The following is a 24331-nucleotide window of genomic DNA, read 5'->3' as shown; positions in this document are numbered from 1 at the left end:
AGATGTTGTAGAGCATGAAACGACTCCTAATTATTTTATCCGTATTTCTGGGCATTACCGCCAATGTCCTTCACGCAGAACCTACGCTAATTCCAGCACCTCCAGAAATTGCCGCTAGTAGCTACATCCTTATGGATGCTTATACTGGTGATATTTTGGTATCGCATAATGCTGATGAAAAATTGCCACCAGCAAGCTTAACTAAATTAATGACGGCCTATATTACTGAGTACGAGTTAGCTCGAGGTGATATAGCAATGACGGACCAAGTTACTATTAGTAAGAAAGCTTGGCGTATGCAAGGTTCACGCACCTTTGTTCGCGAAGGAACCAAGGTCCCTTTAAAAACACTGATGCAAGGTATGATCGTACAGTCTGGTAACGATGCGACAGTAGCGATTGCAGAGCATATTGCAGGCAGTGAATCTGCCTTTGCTGATTTGATGAATCAACATGCAAAACTGCTTGGGATGAAAGACTCTCATTTTGTAAATGCAACGGGATACCCAGTTGATGGTCATTACTCTAGTGCCCATGATATTGCAATTGTAGCGCGAGCTACGATTACTCAGTTCCCTGAAAACTATCCTATTTATGCTGAGAAGTACTTCACTTACAACAATATTCGCCAGCCTAACCGAAATCGTCTTTTATGGCGTGATAAGTCTGTTGACGGCTTGAAAACAGGTCACACTGAAGCCGCAGGTTACTGTTTGGCCGCTTCCGCTGTTCGTAATGGTACTCGTCTAATTTCCGTAGTAATGGGGACGAAATCAGATGAAGCGAGAGCCGGTGAATCGCAAAAATTATTGGATTACGGTTTCAGATATTATGAAACTCGTAAGCTTTACAGCCGTGGACAAGTGCTAAGCAATGCGCGTGTTTGGGGTGGTAGCCAGAATACAGTCAAAGTGGGTTTTGCTAACGATGTATTAGTGACATTGCCTCGCCAAGATGCAGATTCTTTGCCAGCAAGCTTGCAACTAAACCCTACGCTTGAAGCGCCGATTAAAGTGGGTGATGTTTTAGGTAAAATTACTGTAGGGACACCAGGAAATATTGTGTTGGAGAAAAACGTTGTTGCTCTCGAACCGGTTGATCAGGGTGGATTCTTTAAGCGTATGTTTGATAAAATTAAACTCTTCTTCATGAATTTATTTTAGATCTTAATGGTCTATTGGAATACTGATGGCTCTGATTACAAAAAACGGTGACCAAGCTGAGAACGCTGTAGATGCACCTAAAATAGAATTTCCTTGTGAAAACTACGTTGTAAAAGTAGTGGCGCTTGATGTTGATGGTGTGCATATGGACATTGTCGAGTGCATGCAGGTTCATGCTCCTGAAATGGGGAATGAAGCGAGTAACATAAATCGTTCTAGTAAAGGTCGCTTTGTCAGCTTCAGCTTCCGTATTTTGGCTCAGGGTGAAGAGCAGCTAGGAAATTTGCATAAAGATCTAATGGCGCTTGAAGCGGTTAAGATGGTTCTTTAGATGAATTTGAACCTTATTTGCCGTGATTTAGGTGTGGTCGCTTATGAGACAACTTGGGAACGAATGAAAGCATTCACCCAAGTTCGCTCTAAAGAAGATCAAGATGAAATTTGGCTGCTGGAGCACCCATCTTTATTTACACAAGGACAAGCAGGTAAAGAAGAGCATTTACTTGCACCCGGAGATATTCCTGTTATCCAAGTAGATAGAGGGGGGCAGGTTACCTATCATGGTCCTGGTCAGCTAGTCGCGTACGTACTGATTGATTTAAAACGACTCGGTATTGGTGTGAGGGATTTGGTCAGTGTGCTTGAAAATGCCATTATTGAGACACTAAAGCTTAATAGTATTGAAGCTTATGCCAAACCTGATGCGCCTGGTGTGTATGTAGATGAAAAAAAAATAGCGTCTTTGGGTTTGCGAGTTCGACGAGGATGTTCTTTTCATGGGTTAGCGCTAAATGTCGATATGGATCTATCGCCGTTTAATCGTATTAATCCATGTGGTTATCAAGGTCTTCAGATGGTCGATATGGCACAACTTAACAGCCAGGTCGATTTTTCTAATGTTAAAGTTCAGTTAGCGAACCAGCTTGCTGAGCAGCTCGGATACAAACATCCGACTATCCAACAAGGGTGGAAATAGAATGACTGCAGAACGCAAACGCGTTGTCCAAGGCGAAAAACTTCGTGGTGCCGATAAAATGGCACGCATACCTATAAAAGTAGTTCCAACAGAAGAAATTCCACGCAAACCAGATTGGTTGCGTGTACGAATGCCTGCTTCTCCTGAGATTGCTCGTATTAAAAAAACGTTACGTGAACATAAATTGGCGTCAGTATGTGAAGAAGCTAATTGCCCTAATCTGGGTGAATGCTTTAGTAACGGTACGGCTACATTTATGATCATGGGTGAAATTTGTACACGTCGCTGTCCTTTCTGTGATGTGGCACATGGTCGTCCTAATGCGCTTAGTCCTGACGAGCCAAAACAGTTAGCAGCCGCAATACGAGATATGAAACTTAAGTATGTCGTAATTACATCTGTAGATCGCGATGATCTGCGTGACGGTGGTGCTCAACACTTTGTAGACTGTATTACTGAAACTCGTGCATTAAGTCCTAACATTGAAATTGAAACGTTAGTGCCTGATTTTCGTGGTCGTATGGAAACAGCTCTGGATATTTTGCAAATTGCACCACCTGATGTGTTTAACCATAATTTGGAATCCATTCCACGCTTGTATCGTCAAGTGAGACCTGGTTCTGATTATCAATGGTCTTTAGACTTGTTGAAAAATTTCAAGGATCGTTGCCCTGATGTTCCAACAAAATCAGGTTTGATGGTTGGTTTAGGTGAGACGTTTGAAGAGATCGTCGATGTGCTGAAAGATTTGCGCGCACATAATGTTGAAATGTTGACGATTGGTCAGTATCTTCAGCCTTCTAAGCATCATTATCCTATGGCGCGTTTCGTGCCGCCGGAAGAGTTTGCTCGCTATGAAGAAGTGGCAAAAGAACTTGGCTTTAAGCATGCCGCTTGTGGACCGCTAGTGCGATCTTCTTATCATGCCGATAAACAAGCTCACGGTGAACGAGTTTCTTAAGCTATTATAACGGTACAAAAAAGAGCGGAGTCGAGGGTTTTGTCCTTGGCGCCGCTTTTTTATTATGTCATTGAAAGATATAAAAATTATAGTAAGTTGAGATGATGAGCATTTGGGCCATTAATCTAAGCTTTTTGATGTATTTATACGGATTTTAGGAGGCAAAATGAAGCCTTGGTCAGTGAAAGATTCTATTGAACTTTATAACGTCACTCATTGGAGCGCAGGCTTTTTCTCTATTAACGATCAAGGTCGTGTTATGGCGTTGCCAGATAGGGAAAACAGTATTGATCTAACAGAGCTTTCTAAAGCGCTAAAAGATCAAGGTATTCCGTATCCGTGTTTGGTGCGTTTTCCTAACATTCTGCATTCAAGAATCGAAAAAATCACTGAATCATTTTGCCAAGCCATCGAGCATTATGATTATAAAGCGAACTATTCAATTGTTTATCCTATTAAGGTAAACCAGCAACGACGTGTAGTAGAAGAAATTGCAGGTTGTCAGCCAGATAATCCTTCTACCGTTGGTTTGGAAGCAGGAAGTAAGCCTGAATTAATGGCTGTGCTTGCCATGCACCAGAATCCGAATGGCATCATCGTTTGCAATGGCTATAAAGATCGTGAGTTTATTCATTTGGCTTTGATGGCTGAAAAGATGGGTCATCAAGTCTTTATTGTGGTTGAGAAGCTCCATGAGCTTGATCTTATTTTAGATGAAGCCAAGAAGATTAATGTGAAACCACGAATCGGTATTCGGATTCGTTTAGCATCCACCAGTTCCACCCATTGGAGTAACAGTGGTGGGGAAAAGTCTAAATTTGGCCTAACAACATCTCAATTATTGCGTGCGGTTGATCGTTTGCGCGACTTAGAAATGCTGGGTTGTCTTGAGTTGATTCATTTTCATCTTGGCTCTCAAATTACTAAAATTCGTGATATTCAAAACAGCTTAAAAGAATGCGCACGTTATTATTCAGAGTTACACCAGATGGGTGTTCCTGTGAAATGGGTCGATGTTGGTGGCGGGCTAGGTGTAGATTACGAAGGAACTCGTTCGCAGAATGCCTATTCTGCAAATTATAGTATCAGCGAATACGCTAATAACGTTGTGTTTGCATTCCATAACGTGTGTGATCAATACAATTTGCCACACCCAAATTTGATTTCAGAATCTGGACGAGCGGTGACGGCGCATCATGCAATGATGATTGCAGATGTCTTTTCTCATGGCGCAGAGCTATTGCCGATTGAAGCGCCAGATTCAGACAGTGTGCTAGAAATACAGCGCCTTTGGGATTGTTATCAGAGTCTGAAAAATGACGAGGAAAATGATACCCGTTCTCTAGTTGAGATTTACCATGATCTTCTCGATGACTTTAAAGACAGCTTAACTCTTTATAACCATGGCCAGCTTAATCTTGAGCAGCGAGCTCAGGCTGAAAACCTGTTTGTTGTGGCTTGTCGTAATTTATTGCCAAAATTAGACAATCGTAACCGTGGTCATCGACCTGTTATTGATGAGCTTAACGAACGTCTTGCAGAGAAGTTATTTGTGAACTTGTCTGTTTTCCAATCCATGCCAGATGCGTGGGGGATTGATCAGCTTTTTCCTGTTTTACCATTGCAAGGGTTGGATCAGGCGCCTTCGTTTAGAGGTAAAATACAAGACGTTACGTGTGATTCAGATGGTTGCTTATATCGTTATGTTGATGGACAAGGGATCGAGTCTTCATTGCCGCTTCCGCCACCGCCAGTCAATGATGATTATCTAATGGGCTTTTTCTTGGTGGGTGCTTATCAAGAGACTCTCGGAGATTTGCATAACCTTTTTGGTGATACTTGCTCGGTCGATGTTTATCTCACTGATGATGGTTTTAGAATTGACCATGTGTTGATGGGGGATAGCGTTCAAGATGTACTTAAGTATGTAAGTTATGATGAAACAGCACTGCTGAAGTGTTATCAAGATAAAGTATCTGCTAGTGATTTGGACCTTGAAGAGCAAACAAAACTTATTGAAACCTACAATAAGGTGTTAAGAGGAACAACGTATCTATCGTAATGATAGGCTTAAATTCGTTGTTTTAAAGGATTAGTCCGAAATAACTCCATTGTAACTCGTGCTCACTTTTGTGGGCACGAGTTAGTTATTTTTCTATTAACTAGGATGACTATGACGATTCAATCTCAATCGAATGCACCTTGTTTTGCCGTTATACTTTCTAGCGTGGTGATGCTTGAGAATATGACCTATAGAATTATGATTGATAAGCTTCGTGACTTAGCAAAAGAGCAAGCTGGCTTTTTAGCGTCAGAGTGTTCACTAGGTGAAACCGATTTACTGATTACCTACTGGCAAGACCGCGAAACAGCCACTAGTTGGATCAACAACAATATCCTGCGAAGAACGCTGTCGTTAGCTGAGCAGTTTTGGTTTGAATCTTATTCGCTACGATTAGTGGAAGTGTTAGAAAATAGATCATTCAAGCAAACTAATGCAGCGGATCAAACGTCGCGTTTCCCGAGGATTAACACCGCAAGAGGCGTGCTTAAGCTTCTCGATGAGTCAGACGCTGGTTTATTAAAGGCGTATGTATCTGAAGAAAAAAAATTCCTTGCGCCTTGGGAGCCTTTGCGAGCAGATGCTTACTATTCGCTAGAAGTTTGTACCTTGCGGATACGAGAAATGCGTCGAGATTTTATTGAAGATCGTGGCGTCGCTTTTTGTTTTTTATCGCCTGATGAAAGTCGAATGCTAGGTTATGCCAATTATTCCAATATTGTGCGCGGTGTGTTTCAGTCTTGTCACCTTGGTTATAGCTTAAGAGAAGCTGAACAGGGTAAAGGCTTGATGCATGAGTTGTTGAGTGTGGCAAATGACTATATTTCCAAAGAGTGCCATCTTAGCCGGATTCAGGCAAATTATATGCCTAGAAACGAGCGAAGTGGTGCGGTACTCAAGGCGTTAGGTTTTGTGAAAGAAGGTTATGCTAAAGACTATTTAAAGATAAATGGTCAATGGGAAGATCATGTGCTAACGGCCATGTTATTAAGATGAAATCCAGCCACTAACGAATAGTGGTATTAAAGCAGAGCCTCAATATTTCTCTCATGTCTGTTGCCATAATTCATTTATAACTAGGTTATGGGTGAGCGATTAAAGAACCTATCCAGATAAACTTTAGAGCTAAGGTTGCAGGCAATAAGCATGTTTCTTTATAGTACGAACACACTATTTTTTTCAATTCTTGGTGTACGAGTAATTTACGCCAAAATGCAGTAGAAGGAACTCCTCCTTGAGTGAGCCGTTAAGTTTTGAGTCTAATGAAACGCTGTCATTAAAAGACTATACAGAGAAAGCGTACCTAAACTACTCCATGTACGTCATTTTAGATCGTGCTTTGCCACACATTGGTGATGGATTAAAGCCCGTTCAGCGACGTATTGTTTATGCAATGAGTGAGCTTGGTTTAAAAGCATCGGCTAAGTATAAAAAATCAGCGCGTACCGTGGGCGATGTATTAGGTAAATTTCATCCGCACGGAGACAGTGCTTGCTATGAAGCTATGGTGTTGATGGCGCAACCATTTTCATATCGTTATCCATTGGTGGATGGGCAGGGCAATTGGGGGGCACCGGATGACCCGAAATCATTTGCAGCGATGCGTTATACAGAGTCTCGATTATCAAAGTATGCGGATGTTTTACTGGGCGAAGTGAGTCAGGGGACTGTTGATTGGGTGCCTAACTTTGATGGTACGTTACAGGAACCATCAGTATTGCCTTCGCGCCTACCCAATTTATTGCTTAATGGTACGACAGGCATTGCTGTTGGGATGGCAACGGATATTCCTCCTCATAATTTAAGAGAAGTGGGAGAAGCTTGTGTTCATCTTCTTAATAATCCGAAGGCGGAATTAGATGATCTACTCGGCTTTATTCAAGGGCCAGATTTTCCAACAGGCGGTGAGATTGTTACGCCACGTAGTGATATACGCAAGCTTTATGAAACAGGTAAAGGGCAGATTAAGGCGCGTGCTCGTTACGAAGTGGAAGAAGGGGAGATCGTTGTTCATGAACTACCGCATCAGGTATCTGGTAGTAAAATTCTTGAGCAAATAGCCGCACAGATGCAGGATAAAAATCCGGCTAAAAAGCTGTCGATGGTGGTTGACCTTCGAGATGAGTCTGATCATGAAAATCCTACTCGTTTGGTTATTGTTCCTAAGTCTAATCGCGTGAATATCGAATCTGTAATGACGCATCTTTTTGCGACAACGGATTTAGAAAAATCCTACCGTGTAAACATGAATGTCATAGGGTTGGATGGCTTGCCTCAGGTTAAAACGCTTAAAAACTTTTTAACGGAATGGTTACGCTTTCGCATTGATGTGGTTCGCCGCCGTTTACAGTTCCGATTAGATAAGGTGAATAGTCGGCTTCATATATTAGAAGGCTTATTAGTTGCCTTTCTAAACATTGATGAAGTAATTCATATTATTCGTACTGAAGAAAAGCCCAAAATCGAGTTGATAGCCAAGTTTGGATTAACAGAAATTCAAGCAGAAGCTATCTTAGAGTTGAAGTTACGTCATTTGGCAAAACTTGAAGAAGTTAGAATTCTAGCAGAACAAGCGGAGTTGGAAAAAGAGCGTTTGCAGCTAGAAGCATTGCTTTCTTCAGATAGTAAATTGAAAAAACTGATTACCAAAGAAATTCGTGAAGCCATTGATGCTTTCGGTGATGATCGTCGCACACCTATCGTTGAGCGCAAAGAGGCCCAAGCGTTTAATGAAGAAGATTTACTTTCAAATGACCCTATTACCGTTGTTATTTCTAAGCAAGGCTGGATCCGCGCTGGTAAAGGTCATGATTTGGATGTGGAAGGGCTTAGCTACAAATCGGGTGACAGTTTCTTAGTTAGTGCTAAAGGCCGATCAAATCAAACCCTAGTTTTATTCGCCTCTAACGGTCGTACCTACTCAATGAAGGCGCATACTTTACCTTCTGCACGAGGACAGGGCGAGCCAATTACAGGTCGTATTAGCCTTGAAAAAGATGTCTCAATTGTGGCCGCAGTCTTAAATAATGAAGATACCCATTATCTTATTGCCAGTGATGCCGGTTATGGTTTTGTTGCGCAGTTAAAAGACCTTTATGCAAAAAACAAATCTGGTAAGGCAACACTAACATTGCCTAAAGGTGCTGAGCTGATGGCGCCTGTGTTGGTAGAAAATCCACAAACAGGGCGAGTTGTAGTGGTTTCCAATGAGGGGCGTATGCTGGTGTTTGATGTGGCTTCTTTACCTCAAATGGCGAAAGGCAAAGGGAATAAAATGTTAAGTATTCCAAGTGCTCGAGCGGCCGAGAGAGAAGAGCTACTGGTATCAATGGCGTGTGTATTACCCAATGACCTACTGATGGCTTACGCGGGCAAACGCTTTATGTCCTTTATGGAAAAAGACTTGCTAGATTATGTGGGTGAGCGTGGCCGTCGAGGTTTAAAATTGCCTAGAGGCTTCCAGCGAATTGATTCCTTTGACGTTAAAGTCGGAGAAGGCAAGCCGAATAAAGGTGAAGCGGATTTGTTACGCGATTAAAGACCCTATTGATAAATGCATGCAAGATGGTCTTATGGCCATAAGGAGATAGAGATGAAAGGCAGTAAGAAGGTTATTGATGGCTTAAATAAGCTCTTAGCGAATGAATTGGCGGCTATAGATCAGTATTTTATCCATTCACGTATGTACGATGATTGGGGCATGGATAAGCTTTATGTTCGCTTAAATCATGAAATGGAAGAAGAGACTCAGCATTCAGATTGGTTGATTAAGCGTATTCTTTTTCTGGAAGGTGTGCCATGTATGACCAACCGTCGAGATTTAATGGTAGGTTCAGATGTGCAGTCAATGATGTCTAATGACCTTACTTTAGAGCTTGAAGTGGTTGCTTGTGTTCGCGAAGCCATCGCCTTGTGTGAAGCAGAAGCTGATTATCAGACGCGTGAAATGTTAGAGAAATTACTATTTGATACAGAAGAAGATCATGTTTATTGGTTAGAGCAGCAGCTTGGCCTAATGGATAAAATCGGTCAACAAAACTATATTCAGTCGCAAATGGGTAAATAAGGAAGCATTTTATGAAAGGCGATCGCAGCGTACTTGCTGGTTTAAATAAAGTGTTAGCGAATGAGCTTGTTGGTATTAATCAGTATTTTTTACATGCTCGAATGTTTAAAGATTTCGGCTTTAGTTGCTTAGACAAAGCGGATTACAAAGTCTCTATTCAGAAAATGAAAAATGCAGACCGTTTGATTGAGCGAATTTTGTTCTTAGAGGGCTTACCTAATCTTCAGGATTTAGGGCGTTTACGTATTGGAGAGCACAGCGAAGAAATGATTGCGGCGAACTTAGAGTTTGAGCTTGATACACTCAAGGTGCTGAAAGAAACCATTGATCTGTGTGAATCTAAACTGGACTTTATGAGCCGAGACGCGCTTGAAAAGATTTTAGATGAACAAGAAGAACAAATTGATTGGCTGGAAACTCAACAGATTCTGATTAAAAATTCAGGTATCGAAAACTACCTTCAATCACAAATGTAATGACTTAGGCAGCCTGATATTGGGTTTCTGAAATTTTCAGAAGCTCATTATTCAGTATTTGTTTAGCGCATTGGCAGCATTTGCCGCACTGATTTCCCAAGTTGGTGTCTTGATACAAGGCTTTCATCGTCATGGAGCCTTCATGAATAGATTGTTTGATTTGATTGTCGGTTACTCCATTGCAAAGACATACGTACATAAATGAAAATCACTCTTATTAATGTTTTGATAATAGAATAATACTGCGAATGAAAATGATTATCAACTTTTATGGGGTTCTTTACTTATAGATAATGTCTTTGAAATAACTTATACGAGATAGCGAATAAACTAACTCGTATAAGTACACTAAAGGCTAGGCTAAGAGGCTTTTTTCCGCAATATCATTGAGGATTTTTAGAAAATCTTCAGGGGAGTGAGCGCCATGGATCATATATTTGTCATTAATGACGTAGGTGGGCGCTGAGGTGATGTCTAAACTTGTCAGTCTGGCTATTTTTTTGTCGACGATAGCCCTCGCTTTCGGGTCATAAGCGTATTGAATGTCGCTTTCTTTCATCCCAATACTCAACGCTATCTCTTCAAGTTTGGTCTTTTTGCCAATGTCCTGCCCAAGGGTAAAGTGCGCATTGAACAAGGCAACAACCAGTGGCGTTGATAAATCTACTTTACTTGCCGCTAAGATAAACTGATGAGCCAGTTTGGTATTAGGTAGGCGGTCTTTTTCTGAAAAGTTAAACGTAATGCCGTTTTCTATTCCTACTTGCTGTAGAGCATGAGTCGCTTCGTTTAGTCTTTCTTGGCTACCAAATCGCTTGCTCAAGTAAGCTTCTCTGTCTTCGCCCTCTGGTGATATATCAGGATGAAGTTCAAAGGGTTGCCAACGAATGTCGATCCGGTAATTGTCTCCTAACTGTTCTATTGCTTGTTTTAATCTTGTATACCCTAGATAGCTCCAGGGGCAAACAACATCTGAAATAATATCGATGCGCAGGTCTGCCATGTTCTCTCCTAAACTGTGATTCTTAAAAGGTAAGTTAATTGACGCTCATTGCAATACATTGGCTGATTTCATTTAGCGATCGACCACTTTCTTCTTGCCAATGATTAAAGGCATCTTGTGTTGCTTGGTGCGCGGATTTGGTATCTTTTCCTGTTATTATGATCTCATTAAGTCGTAAATAACCCTCAACATCTTTTGTCATTAAGAAAGTGTCTTTGCCCATTATCCTAAGCGTATACGGCCCTGTATTTCCACCCAGTCGTTGACCGTGTTTTTTTAGATAAGCCCATAACCCAATAATGTTATTTGTCGGCCAATCTGCAATGAATTTTGAAAATGAACCGTTGGATTGTTGGCATTCACTGATCATTAATGCATTTTCACGAATGGTCATGACTTTACCAAAGTTACGAATAATACGAGTGTCTTTGGCTTTTTCTTCCCACATTTCATTATGGATGAAAAGCATTTTTTCAATGTCGAAACCAAAGAATACCGTTTCGAACCCTTCCCATTTATTTCTTACAACTTGCCAATTGATGCCAGATTGAAATATTTTTTGTGAGAAGGCGGCTAACCAACGATCATCTGAATGTTGGCAAAGCTGAGTGTGATTTAATGGTTTGGTTAGTTGCTGTTCTAGGTTTTGTTTGCCACCGTGTCTTAATGCGGCGCGGTCATAAATTGTTTGAAATGGTTCGTAATACATGACGACTCCTTTTTACTATGGATAAGTTTACCATAAGGATATGAAATGAAACTGGGTAGAGGTGGGTAATTGATGTGGTATTTTAGTGATGTTAGCTAATGCTTTGTCTTATAATGCGACAAAATACATTCAAACAGATCGAGAGAAGTTAAATGACACACTTAAGCGTTAACTTGAATAAAATAGGCTTACTTCGAAATTCTCGTGGAAGAAATTACCCAAACATGGTTGATATGGCCAAGCGCAGCTTAGAGCTCGGCGCTTTTGGTATTACTATCCATCCAAGACCTGACCAGCGTCATGCAACTTATCAAGATGCTTATGATCTAAAAGAACTGTTAAAAAGTTATCCTAATGCAGAATTAAATATTGAGGGCTTTCCTGACGCACAGTTTTTAGAAGTGGTGCTAGAAGTCGTGCCTCATCAGTGCACTTTAGTACCAGATGATCCGAATCAACTAACCTCTGACCACGGTTGGAACATTGCTCGCGACCAAGATGCGCTGCGTCCAGTTATTGCTAAACTCAAAGAAAAAGGCATTCGGGTTGTGTTGTTTATGGATCCTGATGCAGACAATATGGCACTCGCAAAAGAAGTGGGCGCAGACCGAGTTGAGCTTTATACAGAGGAGTACGCTAATAATTATCATAATGCGGACTTTGAATCTATTGCACAAGCTTATCAAAATACCGCGCAAGCGGCTTTGAATGTAGGGCTTGGTGTAAACGCAGGACATGATTTAGATCTCACTAATATCGAAGTGTTATGCCAGCCAGGTCGGATAACGGAAGTGTCGATTGGTCATGCATTAACGGCAGAAGCGTTAGACTTAGGTTGGGATAATGTGATTAAAGCGTATCTAGAAAAACTTTCTTAATATAATGATGCGTGAGAAACGTCCGCGTTGCCAAGTTTGTCATTTTTTACAGACTCAGTGTGTTTGTCATTTATTGCCGTCAAGTCGCTCAGTTGATCTGCGCATTATCGTATTGCAGGATCCTAAAGAAGCGAAGCACGCGAAAAACACCGTATCTTTGTTGGCGCTGGCGTTGCCTCAAATTGAATGCATTGCGATGGACGATGTGACGTTGGAAGCTCGATTACAGAGTTTAGAGTTTACGCAATGGCGCGTTGTTTATCCTAATGAACAGGCGAACTTGATAGAGCAATTAGAGAAAGAAGAAATTGCCATTATCAAAGGGATTATTTTGATAGATGCCACGTGGCGAAAGGCAAAGCGATTCTATTTGACCCAGCCACTATTGCATTCAATTAATAGCCTAATGTTTGCCTGCCCGCCAAAAGAGCAGTATGAAATTCGCAAGTCACCTAATGATAAAGCGTTATCAACGTTAGAAGCGTGCTGCTATGCGGTGGAACAATTAACAACAGATACAATGCAACCAATTAGAGATTTTATGGTCGCATCAATTGAGTGGCAATGGCGTTGTCAGCCAAAGAGCCATAAACATTCGTCAATAATCGATCGCTAACACTAAGGTAAGTTCATGGATAAACAAACTGAAATTGAAGCTGCCGTATTTCGCCGTTTCCTTAAACATTTAGATGACAACAAATCGGTGCAAAATATTGATCTTATGAATTTGGCTGATTTTTGCCGTAATTGTCTAAGTAAATGGTACATGGCAGAGGCTCAAGAAAAGGGCGTTGAGATTGATTACGATGGCGCTCGTGAGTATGTTTATGGTGAACCTTACAGTGACTGGAAGAAAAAGTATCAACCGGAGGCAACTGTTGAGCAGCTTGCTGCTTTTGCCGCAAAAGTGACTAAGTAAGGCTTAACGTGCCAAACGGCCTTATTGCTTTTATACGATCATTAACGAGAAGCGTTTCAATTCGTAAGCGGGTTGTTTGTTTGTCTTTAATATTGTGTATTATCCCTCAGCTTTGGCTTTATGCTGATATATCGGATAAGTATTTTGCGATTGCTCAAAAAGTGGGTAGACAGTACGGACCGAATGCTGAGAAACGGGTGTTAGCATGGCGAAGGTTGGTCGCTGATTCTCAGAATCTTTCCATTGTTAATAAGCTGGCAACGGTGAATAATTTTTTTAATTCATTGGACTTTGTGGATGATCTTGACCATTGGGGGAAAGAAGATTACTGGGCAACGCCGATTGAATTTTTGGCGACTAGAGGTGGTGATTGTGAAGACTTTACGATAGCCAAATATTTCACTTTGCGAGAATTGGGTGTGCCTGATGAGAAGCTTCGCCTAGTATATGTTAAAGCACTCACTCTCAATCAGCATCACATGGTATTGGCTTATTATAACAAACCAACGTCTATTCCCGTCATTTTAGATAATTTAGACAAAGAGTTGAAGCCTGCCTCACAGCGCCATGATTTATTACCCATTTATTCTTTTAATGCAAAAAACCTGTGGCTTTCAAAAGAAAAAGGGCGTGGTCAATTAGTGGGAGGTTCATCGAGATTGAGTCTCTGGACCGATTTAAATAACCGACTTGCCACGTACAATAACTAGGAGAATCCAAGTGACGCTATTTCGCCAGTTGATGATGACGATTATAGTCATTTTTTCAGTAATACTCGTTGTTGTAATGGGGATTAATTTCAATACAACCAAAGGCTATTTGATCAATCAGCTAGAGTCGACAACACAAGATTCAGCCACGTCACTTAGTATGACAGTGTCTGATTTTATGGCTGCGCAAGATTATGCGTCAGTAGACAGTGCCATTAACGCTGTTTTTGACAGTGGCTATTTTTCTGAAATTAGAATGCACGTTTACGCCACAGACAAAGATATTGTTCGTAAAAATGAAACAAAAATTGATGGTGTTCCTCAGTGGTTTATTAAACTCATTAGTTTTGATGTCCCTCAAGCTAATGCGGTTATCTCTAATGGCTGGAATGAATTAGGGCAAGTCTACATTACTGGTAGCGCTGGTTATGGTTATAACCAGTTATGGTTAGCAAGCAGAAACTTGTTGGTGTCCTTTTTTATTATAGGCGTGGTTACAATCTTGTTCGGTAGTATCGCGCTTCGTTTCCTCTTTAGGCCATTAGGAGAAGTGGTAAAGCAAGCAGAAGCGATACAACATCGCCAATTTATTAAAATGAAAAACTTGCCAAAAACACGTGAGTTAAAACTGGTTGTGCAAGCAATGAATCGACTCACAGAAAAGCTTGAAAAAGACTTTGATGCAGAGGCTGAAACGGTTCAATGGCTCCAGGCGAAAGCCTTTAAAGATCCAGTAAGTGGGTTAGGTAACCGTAATTTTTTTGAAAGTCAGGCTAAGGCTTATTTTTCCAGTAGTGATCGCACCATGGATGGCCTAGTGCTTGTTAGTTTATCTGATTTAGGAAAGCTCAATAATGAGCGTGGTTATGAAGCGGCTGATCTGTTTATTCAGGCTTCAGCTAATATCATGACGGATAAAATGAAAACAGTGGCTTCCTCTTCTTCAGTCGCTCGCTTGTCTGGTGCAGATTTTATTATTTTAATACCTAATATCGACCAAGATAGATTGAAGCATGTTGTTGAGGATATTTTGGAAGGTTTAATGGTGCTTATTCCTAATCAAATAGCCTACGCAGACGCGGTTGCAAATATTGGTGCAGTTTCATTAAATGGTAGAGTAAGTCGTTCTAATGCCATGGCTCAAGCAGATGCTGCGTTGAGAGAGGCTAAAACCGCTGGCTCAAATACTCTTCGTGTTTTTGATGCGATTACTGGTCAAGATATGGCCATTGGACGGCTTGTTTGGAAAGATATGTTGGAGTATGCGATTAAAAATCGAGCGTTTCTTTTAAGGAAGCAGAAAATTATATGTTTTGAAGAAGCGGGCACCGTCATGCATGAAGAAGTGTTTGCGAGTCTTGATTATGAAGGCAAGCAGTATCATGCGGGTTACTTCATTGGTTTGGCTGAGCAGTTTGATCTAGGAGATCAATTAGATAAAGTCATTATTCTTCGTGTGATTGAATTTATTACGCAGCGACACGGTGATCAACGACAGACTCCTTTAGCCATTAACCTTTCTGCCTCTGCGTATTCAAAGCCTACATTTACTGATTGGTTGGATAAAACCTTGCAAGGCTTAGATCTTGCGATCCGTAAGCAACTTGTTTTTGAGGTATCAGAGCAAAGTGTGTTGGCTGTCGAAGATCAGGCGATAGTATTGTCAGAGGTATTAAAAAGACACGATGTGGTGTTTGGGATTGATAATGTAGGTAAGCAATTTACTACCTTTCATTATTTACAGCAGTTGCTTCCGGACTATGTGAAGGTAGATCCCTCCTATACGAAGCTGGCGACAGGCAAAGAGTCGGAAGCCTTTTTCATGCATATACTGTGTAAAATGTTTAATAGCTTAAATATTCAAATAATTGCAACAGGTATTGAAAGTCAGCAGCAATTGAGTCGTCTAGAGAAATTCGATATCACTGCAGGTCAAGGTTATGCTATAGATCAAGCTCAAGAGATGTAGCCCAATTTAAATGACAATGACGTGCTAAATTAAAGCGTCATTGTCATCAGAAGAGAGAGTATCATCAATGATAAGGCCATCATCACTGCCATTGTGTACGCCACGAACCCATTTTCGACTGAGCAATTTTTTCTGTGCTGCCATCGGAAGTTCAGTGAACTGAATGATGCGCTTTGCACTCAATAGATCGATCAAATCTTCTATTACACGCATCATGTCAACGTCAGAATTATCAAGAATTTCTTGGGTGTCTGTTTCAATGTTTTTGAATTTAGATTCTAACAACTCTGCAACAGTAGGGTCATTAGGGGCAACTAGCAGCTTGTATTCGCTTGATTGAGAGGTGGCAACATCAATGATTTCACCTTCTTCGTTCACTTTTGCGTAGAGCACAGCGCTTCTCCATGTTATTTAATCTAGTATAGATTCATTGGTAGTCTTTCTATCTTACTCAATAAGCACTATTCTAGACTAGAGTTATTTGAAGTAGGTTATTAAACCTATGTTTTTCGTACAAATTAAGGAGCTAAATGAAGTATGTCTGACTCCGCTCGTCCAGGGCAAGCCCCGACTTCAGTATCTGACGAATCACCAATCGATGATAAGGTGAAAAACGAGGAAAATGCTGGCACAGCTAATAACCCTGAGCAGCCAGATTCCACTTCAGATAACAAAACTTCCAGTGATGAAGCTGCTTCTAGTCAGTGGAATATTTTGGGCGCAGACCTAGAGTATCCAAACCCACTTCTCGATTGTTTAGTCTTATTAAGTAAATATTTCCACAACCCTTATTCAGCAGATTCCATTGCTGCCGGTTTACCTTTAACCGACAATGATATGACGCCAGCACTTTTCAAACGTGCGGCGAAGCGCATTGGCATCAGCTCTCGGTTTATCAAGCGACCATTGTTAAAAATTCCAGATATGGTTTTGCCTACGGTTTTGTTGCTTAAAGATCAACACGCTTGTGTTTTATTAGAAGTTAACCAGCAGGAAGGCTTTGCGAAAGTGATGCGTCCTGAAGCTGGAGAAGGGGAAATTACACTTCCTCTTGATGAGCTATTAGAGTCATACAGTGGCTATTGTTTTTTTGTTAAGCCGATTTATCAATTTGATAAACGTTCAGAAAAAGAGAGTGAAAAAGCCAGTAAAAAACACTGGTTTTGGGGGACGATTACGCAATCTTGGCGCATTTATCGAGATGTGTTTATTGCCTCTTTATTGATTAATGTTTTTGCTGTTGCCAGTCCGCTTTTTGTGATGAATGTCTATGATAGGGTGGTTCCTAATAATGCATTTGACACCTTATGGGTGTTGGCTATTGGTGCTGCTGTAGTGTATTTGTTTGATTTTTTATTACGCACGTTGCGCTCTTACTTTATCGATATTGCAGGGAAAAAATCAGACATTCTGATTTCTGCCGCCATCTTTTCTAAAGTAAATAACATCACTATGGCATCTCGCCCTCAATCGGTGGGAGCGTTTGCAAAAAATCTTCAGGAATTTGAGAGTATTCGAGACTTTATTACGTCTGCCTCAATTACTACCTTGGTTGATATCCCTTTTATGTTTTTGATTGTGGGGGTTATTTGGCTCATCGGTGGACCTGTTGGCTATATTCCTATTGTTACCATATTTCTAATTTTAGCTTACAGCATCATTATTCAAATACCGCTTCGACGTTCGATTGAGGAAAGCCAAAAAACAGCCTCTCAGAAAAATGCGGTATTAATTGAAAGCCTGTATAACGCCGAGAGTGTTAAATTAAATAATGCGGAAGGCGTTCTCCAAAAGCAGTGGGAAAATGCGGTCGGTAACATTGCAGATTGGGGGATTAAAACACGTCAATTGTCTCAGTCTTGTTCTTCTTTCGCTATGGTTGTTCAACAGCTCACAACGGTTGTTATTGTTATTGTTGGTGTTTATCAGATTTCTGAAGGCAACATGAGTATGGGCGCGTTGGTCGCATCTGTTATGTTAACGGGTCGAGCACTTGGGCCAATGGCTCAAATAGCAGGGCTTGCAACCCGTTACAACCAAGCCAAGTCTGCTTTTAGTTCGCTCAATGCAATTATGAGTTCACCGGTAGAAAATCCTGATGATGTGAAATTTGTCCATCGTGCTAAATTTGAAGGTGACTTCCAGTTTGATGAAGTAAGTTTTGCTTATCCAGAGCAAGAACAAGCGGCGATTAGCTCAATTAATATCAAGATTAAGCCTGGTGAAAAAGTAGGTATCATCGGTCGTATTGGTTCTGGAAAATCCACATTGGGTAAATTAATGACGGGGCTTTATACACCTATTGACGGTGCGGTTCGTGTAGATGGTGTCGATGTACGTCAAATCAATCCGACAGACCTGCGTCGTAATATTGGCTCCGTTTCCCAAGACGTAACGCTCTTTTACGGCTCTATTCGGGACAATATTGTGATGGGTGTTCCATATATGGAGGATGAGGCGATTATTCGCGCAGCGGAATTATCAGGTGTGTCTGAATTTGCCAATCGTAAACCTAGTGGTTTAGATAGTATTGTGGGTGAGCGAGGAATGCTCTTATCGGGTGGTCAGCGTCAAAGTATTGCAATAGCACGAGCTTTGCTCTTCAACCCACCGATTCTTATTCTAGATGAGCCTACCGCATCGATGGACAACACAACCGAGACAAGAATGAAGCGCCGTCTTATTAATGTTGTTAAAGATAAAACATTGATATTAATCACACATAAAGCGTCGATGTTAGATATGGTAGATAGAATCATTGTGATGGATAACGGTCGACTAATTGCAGATGGACCAAAAGCGCAAGTACATGAAGCGCTAAGACAAGGCAAGCTTAAGGTTAGTTAACATGGCTAAAAAATTGAATAAAATATCACAAAGTGATTTGAGTTTTCTGAATGATAAAAACTCAGCTTTAATGCTAAAAACACCCCGTGGTGGACGTATTATTTTATGGGTGATTTTTGTCTTTGTTATTTTGGGTTTGGTTTGGGCTGATAATACAAGCTTCGATGAAATTACTGTGGGTGTGGGGAAAGTTATCCCATCAAGCCAAGTGCAGCAGATACAGAATTTGGAAGGCGGTATTTTAAAAGAAATTAACACTCGAGTGGGTCAAACCGTTGAGCGTGGTCAGATATTGATGACTATCGAAAACACAGAGGCGCTTTCTTCTCTTAGAGAGCAGGAAGTCGAATCGGTTAACTTGCGAGCTCGTGCGACTCGATTGAAAGCAGAGGCGTTAGGTAAGGAACCAGCATTTGCTTCAGATATGAGGGCGTTGCATCCCAATGTTGTTAGCCGCGAGATGGAATTGTATAAAAACAGATTGGCTTCACTACGAAGTAATCAGCGTGTTTTTGATCAGCAGGTTGCTCAAAAGCAACAAGAAATTGTTGAGCAAGAAGCGAAATTAGGCAACCTTAGAAGAAGCTTTGAGTTATCAACGGAAGAGCTTAACTTGACACGACCTGCGTTTGAGCAAGGTGCCGTTTCACGGGTTGAGTTGTTGCAGCTTGAGCGACAAGTGAATCAGCTCAAGGGAGACTTGGATGCGACTCAATTGGCCATTCCTAGGGCTGAGTCAGCGTTGAAAGAAGCCGAGAGCAAGCTGAAAGAAAGTTCGGCTAAGTTTAGGGCTGATGCACAAGAGGATTTAACCAAGGTTCAAAGTAAACTGGATCAATTGAAAGAGACGAATGTTTCTCTGCAAGATAAAGTGTCTCGAACTCAGGTAAGGTCTCCTGTTAAAGGAATTGTTAAGCAGTTACAAATAAATACAGTTGGAGGTGTTATTACTCCGGGTATGAATCTATTAGAAATTGTTCCTATCGAAGACTCTTTGCTGATAGAGGCGAAAGTAAGTCCTAAAGATATCGGTTTTATCAAGCCAGGACTTCATGCTGTTGTTAAATTAACCGCCTATGATTTTGCGATTTATGGTGGCTTAAAGGCGACTGTTGAGAATATTAGTGCGGATACTATTTTAGATGAAGAGGGAAAGAGCTTTTATCTAGTAAGGGTAAGGACTGACCGTAATTATTTGGAACATAATTCACAGCGTTTGCCCATTATTCCGGGTATGCAAGCGACAGTGGATGTGATTACTGGTAAGAAGACATTATTAAAATATTTGTTGAAACCAATTATTAAGGCAAAGCAAAATGCCTTGCACGAGCGATGATCATAAAGGCGAATCTTTGTGACTATGATTAAGTAACAAATAAACACAGTCTGGTGTTTGGTCGTGAGTATAATTGATTTCAATAAAAGTAGTAGATGAGGGATGCTTTGAAAATTTTGTGCTGGAACACGGATGATTCTGTTTGGGATCATTGGAATAAAATTGTTGATCAGGAAGTGACCTTGATCAGAGCCCTTGATGGCGATAGTGCAAAGCTTCAGCTAGAGTCTGATGCGGCATTTGATTATTTTTTTGTATTTCTAGAAGATAAAGAATTTTCTAAGAGAGTAGAAGATGTGGTCTATTTATGTGGCGCTTTTCCAAATACAAAGGTGATAGTATTTCCAAATCAACCAAGCCAAGCTGCTGCTTTGAGATTACTTTCAAGTGGTGTTCGAGGTCAATGTTCACCTTATATTGGTAAGGAGCAATTAGCATTGGCTTTATCAGTGGTTGGGTCTGGTGAGATTTGGGGTGGGAAGTCATTTATTCTAAATCTGATAGCTCAATCTGCACCTAAGCAAAAAACCACTACGGATCAAGTTTTATTGAGCTCTTTATCTGAGCGAGAAGTTAGTGTTGCTAATTATATTTCTCATGGTTTGTCGAACAAGCAGATTGCTATTGAGATGGATATTACTGAGAGAACGGTGAAATCGCACCTTACATCAATATTTAAGAAAACCAATACTAAGGATCGTTTGTCTTTAGCTCTTCTTGTGCAAGGAGCATTTTCAGCGCCATAATATACGAGATGCTATTCGCTATTTTCAAAGTACGGCTAACCTGTTTTATGTCGTATAAACAGCAGATGTTTGATTGCCTATAATCTCTGCTGCCTTTATCTCGTCGTTCCATTCTTTTATATTTCTATTGATGCTTCGTTTACCTTTTTATAAGATGCCGCGTTATTAATGAGATTATGCCTTGTCAGAGGCTATAGATAACTTATTATTAAATAATCTCATGGATTTTAATAACGTATCATTCAGGCGGGCTCTCGCAGCGAGAGCTCGTGTCTCTTATAATTAGAATTAATCCCTATTAGAGCACAGCAACACTATTGGAAGGTGTTTTATTTGTCGTAGGCGAAAGTTGGCCATCGTTTAGGTGAGGTTGTTGTGTACACACTTTCAGGTGTTGTGATTGCGGGCGGTAAAGCTCAGCGAATGTCAGGTGTAGAAAAAGGTCTGGTGCTTTATAAGGGGCAGTCTATGGCTTTTTGGGTTGCTCAAGCTATGGAAGGGTTAGTAAAGCATGTTTGTTTAAATGTGAATCGGCGCTTCTCAGACTATCAGTTATTAGGCTATAAGCTCATACAGGATGAGGAGGCTTACGCAGAGCGAGGGCCGCTCTCTGGTTTGTGGAGTGCCTTAAACCAAGCGTCGACAACTCATATTTTGGTGGCGCCCTGCGATACGCCAAATATCTCTAGTGCCGCTTTTGCTGCATTAAAGGTTGCGAGTCAGGCGCAATCAGAGAGAATACATTGTTTAGAAAGTGGTAGTGGTTTACATCCTCTGCATGCCATTATTCCAGTTCAATCAGGCCTGCAATCTTTAGCGACGTTTTTAGACGGGGGAGATAGAAATAGTGTGATGGCTTATTATCGAGAACATGGCTACGACTCTGTACTCTGGGGTGTAGAAGGCGAGCTTTTGAATGTGAATTATCAAGAGCAAATAGATTCTAGTGTTTAGCTAGCACTTTTAAGGATTCTATGTCCAAAGTGTAAGAATCGCCGCCTTTTTCTTTGTGTGTGAGTTTAACCAGTAGGTAATCGTATTTAGGAGCAAACCAAAAAGAGGTTTGTTTATTAGAGTCTTTGTTGTCGGTCCGAATCATTTTAATGGCTGATATTTCACCAAATTTAGTTTCAATATTTTCTGTCTTTAATCGTTTGAAACGCCAGTTTTTAGTGTAGCCACCGTCTGCGATAAGATAATCAAAGTTATCCTTTCCTTGTTTTAAGTCTTCTCTAATTTGTAATTGCACGCTGAGTTTATCAACCGTGTTTGGTTTGATAGACATGTTCCAAGGTTTGTTTTTTATATCATTTCGTACGCGATTTTTTGTCCAATCAAAAAACAACTCGGCCTTGCGTTTTTTACCTAATGCGCTGCTTTGATATAAATAGTGTGTTGGAATTATTTGATGGTTTTTAACGGTGAAAGTGCTTTTTTCGCTGAGAGAGGCAAAAAAATTGTCAGCCGTAAATGAAAACTGCCAAGTGCCATTAGCCTGTTTGGACAGGGTTTGTGTGCCTTTAACTTTCATTGTGATGCCTTTCTTCCAGATGGTGCTATAAACCGCGGAATAGGGCGTTAAAAAAGAATCTTGGGAAGAGGTTGCGCTGTAGGCAGGTGATATGGGTAAAGTCAGTAAGCTTACAGCGATAAATGCAAAAATCTTATGAATACCCATATTCTATATCCTTATCTCATTTAGGTGTTTCTTTGTAGTTGGCGCCACTTGCAGGAAGTGGTTGACCATCAAAAAACGCCTTTCCTTTATTAACCGTTAGTCTGCCTTCGCTAAACCACTTTACTGCCAATGGATAGATCACATGTTCAAGTTTGTGAATCTTCATAGCTAATGATTCGGCGGTGTCTACTGGCTCTATTTGAGTACTAGCTTGCACGATAACCGATCCAGCATCAAGTTCAGCGCTGACAAAGTGCACTGATACTCCATGTTCTTTATCGTTCGCATCGATAGCGCGCTGATGCGTGTCTAAACCTTTATACTTCGGCAACAGAGAAGGGTGAATGTTAAGCATTCTTCCTTCGTAGTGACGGGTAAAGGTATCGGTCAAAATTCTCATGAAGCCCGCTAGAACAACAAGTTTCGGCTGATATTGATCAATCGTTTCTTGTAGCGATTGATCAAACGCCTCACGATCAGCAAAGCTTTTATGATCCAAAACATGAGTAGGTATGCCCGCATTGCGGGCTCGTTCCAACCCATAAGCATCGGCTTTGTTACTGATCACTGCGCTGATGGTGATGTCGAGCTTACCTTGCAAGCTTTGATCAATCAAAGCTTGCAAGTTGCTACCGCTGCCAGAGATTAAGACAACGATGGGAAAACTCATGCATTGGCCTCAAGATCGGAAATCAGTACTTCTTTGCCGCCGTTACGGTCGCAAATATCACCGATGACCCAAGCGTTTTCGCCTTCTGCTTTTAATATCGCTAAGGCGGTATCCGCTTTGTCCGCATCAATCGCAAGTACCATACCAACGCCACAGTTCAGGACGCGATACATTTCTTCTTGCTCAACGTTGCCTTGCTCTTGTAGCCAATCAAACACAGCAGGACGTTTCCAGCTAGTTGCATCGATACGAGCCGCTGCACTTTCTGGTAATACACGAGGAATGTTTTCTAGCAAACCGCCACCAGTAATGTGAGACAGCGCATTAACAGAAATAGATTCCATTAATTTCAGGATGGATTTCACATAAATGCGAGTAGGTTCCATCAAGGCATCTTTTAGTGCCACGCCATCGATTTCTTGATTTAGGTCGGCTTTGCTGACTTCAAGGATTTTACGAATCAATGAGTAGCCATTAGAGTGCGGGCCAGAAGAGCCAAGTGCGATTAGTGTGTCACCAGCTTTTACATTGCTGCCGTCAATAATCGCTTCTTCTTCAACAACGCCAACACAAAAACCTGCTAGGTCATAGTCGCCGTCGTGGTACATGCCAGGCATTTCAGCGGTTTCGCCGCCAACCAAGGCACAGCCCGATAAAAGACAGCCTTCGCCAATGCCAGTGACTACATTTGCGGCCACGTCGATGTCTAGTTTACCTGTTGCATAGTAATCTAGGAAAAGAAGAGGTTCTGCTCCAGCGACGATAAGATCGTTAACACACATTGCCACTAGGTCGATACCGATAGTGTCGTGCTTGTTAAGGTCCATGGCCAAACGCAGCTTGGTCCCTACACCATCTGTGCCGGAGACAAGGATAGGGTTTTTATATTTAGTTGGAAGGCGAGTCAATGCGCCAAACCCACCTAATCCACCCATTACTTCAGGGCGACGAGTTTTTTTGCTGACGCCTTTGATGCGTTCAACAAGTTGATTGCCGGCATTAATATCTACGCCTGCGTCTTTATAACTAATCGATGGTTTGTCCGATTTGGTCATTGCCTATGCCTTATCATGGTACGAGGAAAAAAATGCATTTTAGCATAGTGACACATTAGGGCTATGGTTCTTTGTTATTAAGACAGTAGAATAAGCAAATAAACGAA

Annotated in this window: 25 protein-coding genes; 18 read left to right on the top strand and 7 right to left on the bottom strand. The window is 41.2% G+C overall.

Features of this window, described 5'->3' with window-relative positions; all coding sequences use genetic code 11:
• Positions 1–14 precede the first annotated feature (14 nt).
• The 9 genes from V6259_RS03910 (at position 15) to bfr (V6259_RS03870) (ending at position 9704) form a co-directional block, all read left to right on the top strand.
• The gene (locus tag V6259_RS03910; protein ID WP_341583396.1) at positions 15–1163 is read left to right on the top strand and encodes a D-alanyl-D-alanine carboxypeptidase family protein; all 1149 of its coding nucleotides are present in this window, start codon (positions 15–17) and stop codon (positions 1161–1163) included.
• Positions 1164–1188: 25 nt separating this feature from the next.
• The gene (locus tag V6259_RS03905) at positions 1189–1494 is read left to right on the top strand and encodes a YbeD family protein (protein ID WP_133010999.1); all 306 of its coding nucleotides are present in this window, start codon (positions 1189–1191) and stop codon (positions 1492–1494) included.
• Positions 1495–2139, top strand: coding sequence for a lipoyl(octanoyl) transferase LipB (gene lipB, locus V6259_RS03900; RefSeq protein WP_133011000.1), 645 nt, complete (start codon positions 1495–1497; stop codon positions 2137–2139).
• 1 nt (position 2140) lies between these two features.
• Positions 2141–3100 carry a lipoyl synthase gene (lipA, locus tag V6259_RS03895; RefSeq protein WP_133011001.1) on the top strand — a complete coding sequence of 320 codons (960 nt, stop codon included), beginning with the start codon at positions 2141–2143 and terminating at the stop codon, positions 3098–3100.
• A gap of 166 nt (positions 3101–3266) precedes the next feature.
• The gene (gene speA, locus V6259_RS03890) at positions 3267–5162 is read left to right on the top strand and encodes a biosynthetic arginine decarboxylase (protein WP_341583395.1); all 1896 of its coding nucleotides are present in this window, start codon (positions 3267–3269) and stop codon (positions 5160–5162) included.
• Between the two features lie 111 nt (positions 5163–5273).
• A complete protein-coding gene (locus V6259_RS03885; protein WP_341583394.1) occupies positions 5274–6158 on the top strand; it encodes a GNAT family N-acetyltransferase in 885 nt (294 codons plus the stop codon).
• A gap of 238 nt (positions 6159–6396) precedes the next feature.
• A complete protein-coding gene (gene parC / locus V6259_RS03880) occupies positions 6397–8700 on the top strand; it encodes a DNA topoisomerase IV subunit A (protein WP_133011004.1) in 2304 nt (767 codons plus the stop codon).
• A 54-nt stretch (positions 8701–8754) separates the two neighbouring features.
• Complete coding sequence (gene bfr / locus V6259_RS03875) at positions 8755–9228, top strand: bacterioferritin (RefSeq protein WP_341583393.1); 474 nt, start codon at positions 8755–8757, stop codon at positions 9226–9228.
• Positions 9229–9239: 11 nt separating this feature from the next.
• Positions 9240–9704, top strand: coding sequence for a bacterioferritin (bfr, locus tag V6259_RS03870; protein WP_341583392.1), 465 nt, complete (start codon positions 9240–9242; stop codon positions 9702–9704).
• A 4-nt stretch (positions 9705–9708) separates the two neighbouring features.
• Here bfr (V6259_RS03870) and V6259_RS03865 read toward each other — a convergent pair whose 3' ends face one another.
• The 3 genes from V6259_RS03865 to V6259_RS03855 form a co-directional block, all read right to left on the bottom strand.
• The gene (locus V6259_RS03865; protein WP_133011007.1) at positions 9709–9903 is read right to left on the bottom strand and encodes a (2Fe-2S)-binding protein; all 195 of its coding nucleotides are present in this window, start codon (positions 9901–9903) and stop codon (positions 9709–9711) included.
• 156 nt (positions 9904–10059) lie between these two features.
• Complete coding sequence (locus V6259_RS03860; RefSeq protein WP_341583391.1) at positions 10060–10707, bottom strand: DsbA family oxidoreductase; 648 nt, start codon at positions 10705–10707, stop codon at positions 10060–10062.
• A 34-nt stretch (positions 10708–10741) separates the two neighbouring features.
• On the bottom strand, positions 10742–11416 hold the full coding sequence (locus tag V6259_RS03855) for a DNA-3-methyladenine glycosylase I (RefSeq protein ID WP_341583390.1): 675 nt from the start codon (positions 11414–11416) through the stop codon (positions 10742–10744).
• Positions 11417–11568: 152 nt separating this feature from the next.
• Between V6259_RS03855 and V6259_RS03850 the strand changes: the two genes are divergently transcribed.
• From V6259_RS03850 to V6259_RS03830, 5 genes are all read left to right on the top strand, one after another.
• Positions 11569–12294 carry a pyridoxine 5'-phosphate synthase gene (locus V6259_RS03850; protein WP_133011010.1) on the top strand — a complete coding sequence of 242 codons (726 nt, stop codon included), beginning with the start codon at positions 11569–11571 and terminating at the stop codon, positions 12292–12294.
• A 4-nt stretch (positions 12295–12298) separates the two neighbouring features.
• Complete coding sequence (locus tag V6259_RS03845) at positions 12299–12910, top strand: tRNA-uridine aminocarboxypropyltransferase (protein ID WP_341583388.1); 612 nt, start codon at positions 12299–12301, stop codon at positions 12908–12910.
• Between the two features lie 15 nt (positions 12911–12925).
• On the top strand, positions 12926–13213 hold the full coding sequence (locus tag V6259_RS03840) for a DUF1244 domain-containing protein (protein WP_341583387.1): 288 nt from the start codon (positions 12926–12928) through the stop codon (positions 13211–13213).
• 80 nt (positions 13214–13293) lie between these two features.
• The gene (locus V6259_RS03835; protein ID WP_133011013.1) at positions 13294–13923 is read left to right on the top strand and encodes a transglutaminase-like cysteine peptidase; all 630 of its coding nucleotides are present in this window, start codon (positions 13294–13296) and stop codon (positions 13921–13923) included.
• Between the two features lie 10 nt (positions 13924–13933).
• Positions 13934–15892, top strand: coding sequence for a bifunctional diguanylate cyclase/phosphodiesterase (locus tag V6259_RS03830; RefSeq protein WP_341583386.1), 1959 nt, complete (start codon positions 13934–13936; stop codon positions 15890–15892).
• Positions 15893–15916: 24 nt separating this feature from the next.
• Here the strand turns inward: V6259_RS03830 and V6259_RS03825 are convergent, their stop codons facing one another.
• A complete protein-coding gene (locus V6259_RS03825) occupies positions 15917–16285 on the bottom strand; it encodes a hypothetical protein (RefSeq protein ID WP_133011015.1) in 369 nt (122 codons plus the stop codon).
• A 144-nt stretch (positions 16286–16429) separates the two neighbouring features.
• Here V6259_RS03825 and V6259_RS03820 point away from each other — a divergent pair, with 144 nt between their 5' ends.
• From V6259_RS03820 to mobA, 4 genes are all read left to right on the top strand, one after another.
• Positions 16430–18739, top strand: coding sequence for a type I secretion system permease/ATPase (locus V6259_RS03820; RefSeq protein ID WP_341583385.1), 2310 nt, complete (start codon positions 16430–16432; stop codon positions 18737–18739).
• A 1-nt stretch (position 18740) separates the two neighbouring features.
• Entirely contained in the window at positions 18741–20075 is a 1335-nt protein-coding gene (locus tag V6259_RS03815) for an HlyD family type I secretion periplasmic adaptor subunit (RefSeq protein WP_341583384.1), read from the top strand.
• 107 nt (positions 20076–20182) lie between these two features.
• On the top strand, positions 20183–20821 hold the full coding sequence (locus tag V6259_RS03810; RefSeq protein WP_341583383.1) for a helix-turn-helix transcriptional regulator: 639 nt from the start codon (positions 20183–20185) through the stop codon (positions 20819–20821).
• A gap of 375 nt (positions 20822–21196) precedes the next feature.
• Positions 21197–21775 carry a molybdenum cofactor guanylyltransferase gene (mobA, locus tag V6259_RS03805; protein ID WP_341583382.1) on the top strand — a complete coding sequence of 193 codons (579 nt, stop codon included), beginning with the start codon at positions 21197–21199 and terminating at the stop codon, positions 21773–21775.
• On the opposite strand, the gene V6259_RS03800 is transcribed toward mobA, so the two are convergent.
• The 3 genes from V6259_RS03800 to purM are packed head-to-tail and all read right to left on the bottom strand — an operon-like array spanning position 21765 to position 24224.
• Positions 21765–22499, bottom strand: coding sequence for a DUF3108 domain-containing protein (locus V6259_RS03800; RefSeq protein ID WP_341583381.1), 735 nt, complete (start codon positions 22497–22499; stop codon positions 21765–21767). The two genes, mobA and V6259_RS03800, sit on opposite strands and share 11 nt — an antisense overlap.
• Positions 22500–22515: 16 nt before the next feature.
• A complete protein-coding gene (gene purN, locus V6259_RS03795) occupies positions 22516–23169 on the bottom strand; it encodes a phosphoribosylglycinamide formyltransferase (RefSeq protein ID WP_341583380.1) in 654 nt (217 codons plus the stop codon).
• Positions 23166–24224 carry a phosphoribosylformylglycinamidine cyclo-ligase gene (gene purM, locus V6259_RS03790; protein WP_341583379.1) on the bottom strand — a complete coding sequence of 353 codons (1059 nt, stop codon included), beginning with the start codon at positions 24222–24224 and terminating at the stop codon, positions 23166–23168. The genes purN and purM overlap by 4 nt, the downstream gene beginning before the upstream one ends.
• Between the last annotated feature and the right edge of the window lie 107 nt (positions 24225–24331).

The organism is Marinomonas sp. TI.3.20 (assembly GCF_038155025.1).
In the GTDB taxonomy this organism is placed as follows: Bacteria; Pseudomonadota; Gammaproteobacteria; order Pseudomonadales; family Marinomonadaceae; genus Marinomonas; species Marinomonas flavescens.
Note: the sequence above shows the minus strand (reverse complement) of the source record. Positions and strands in the feature narration are given on the sequence as shown.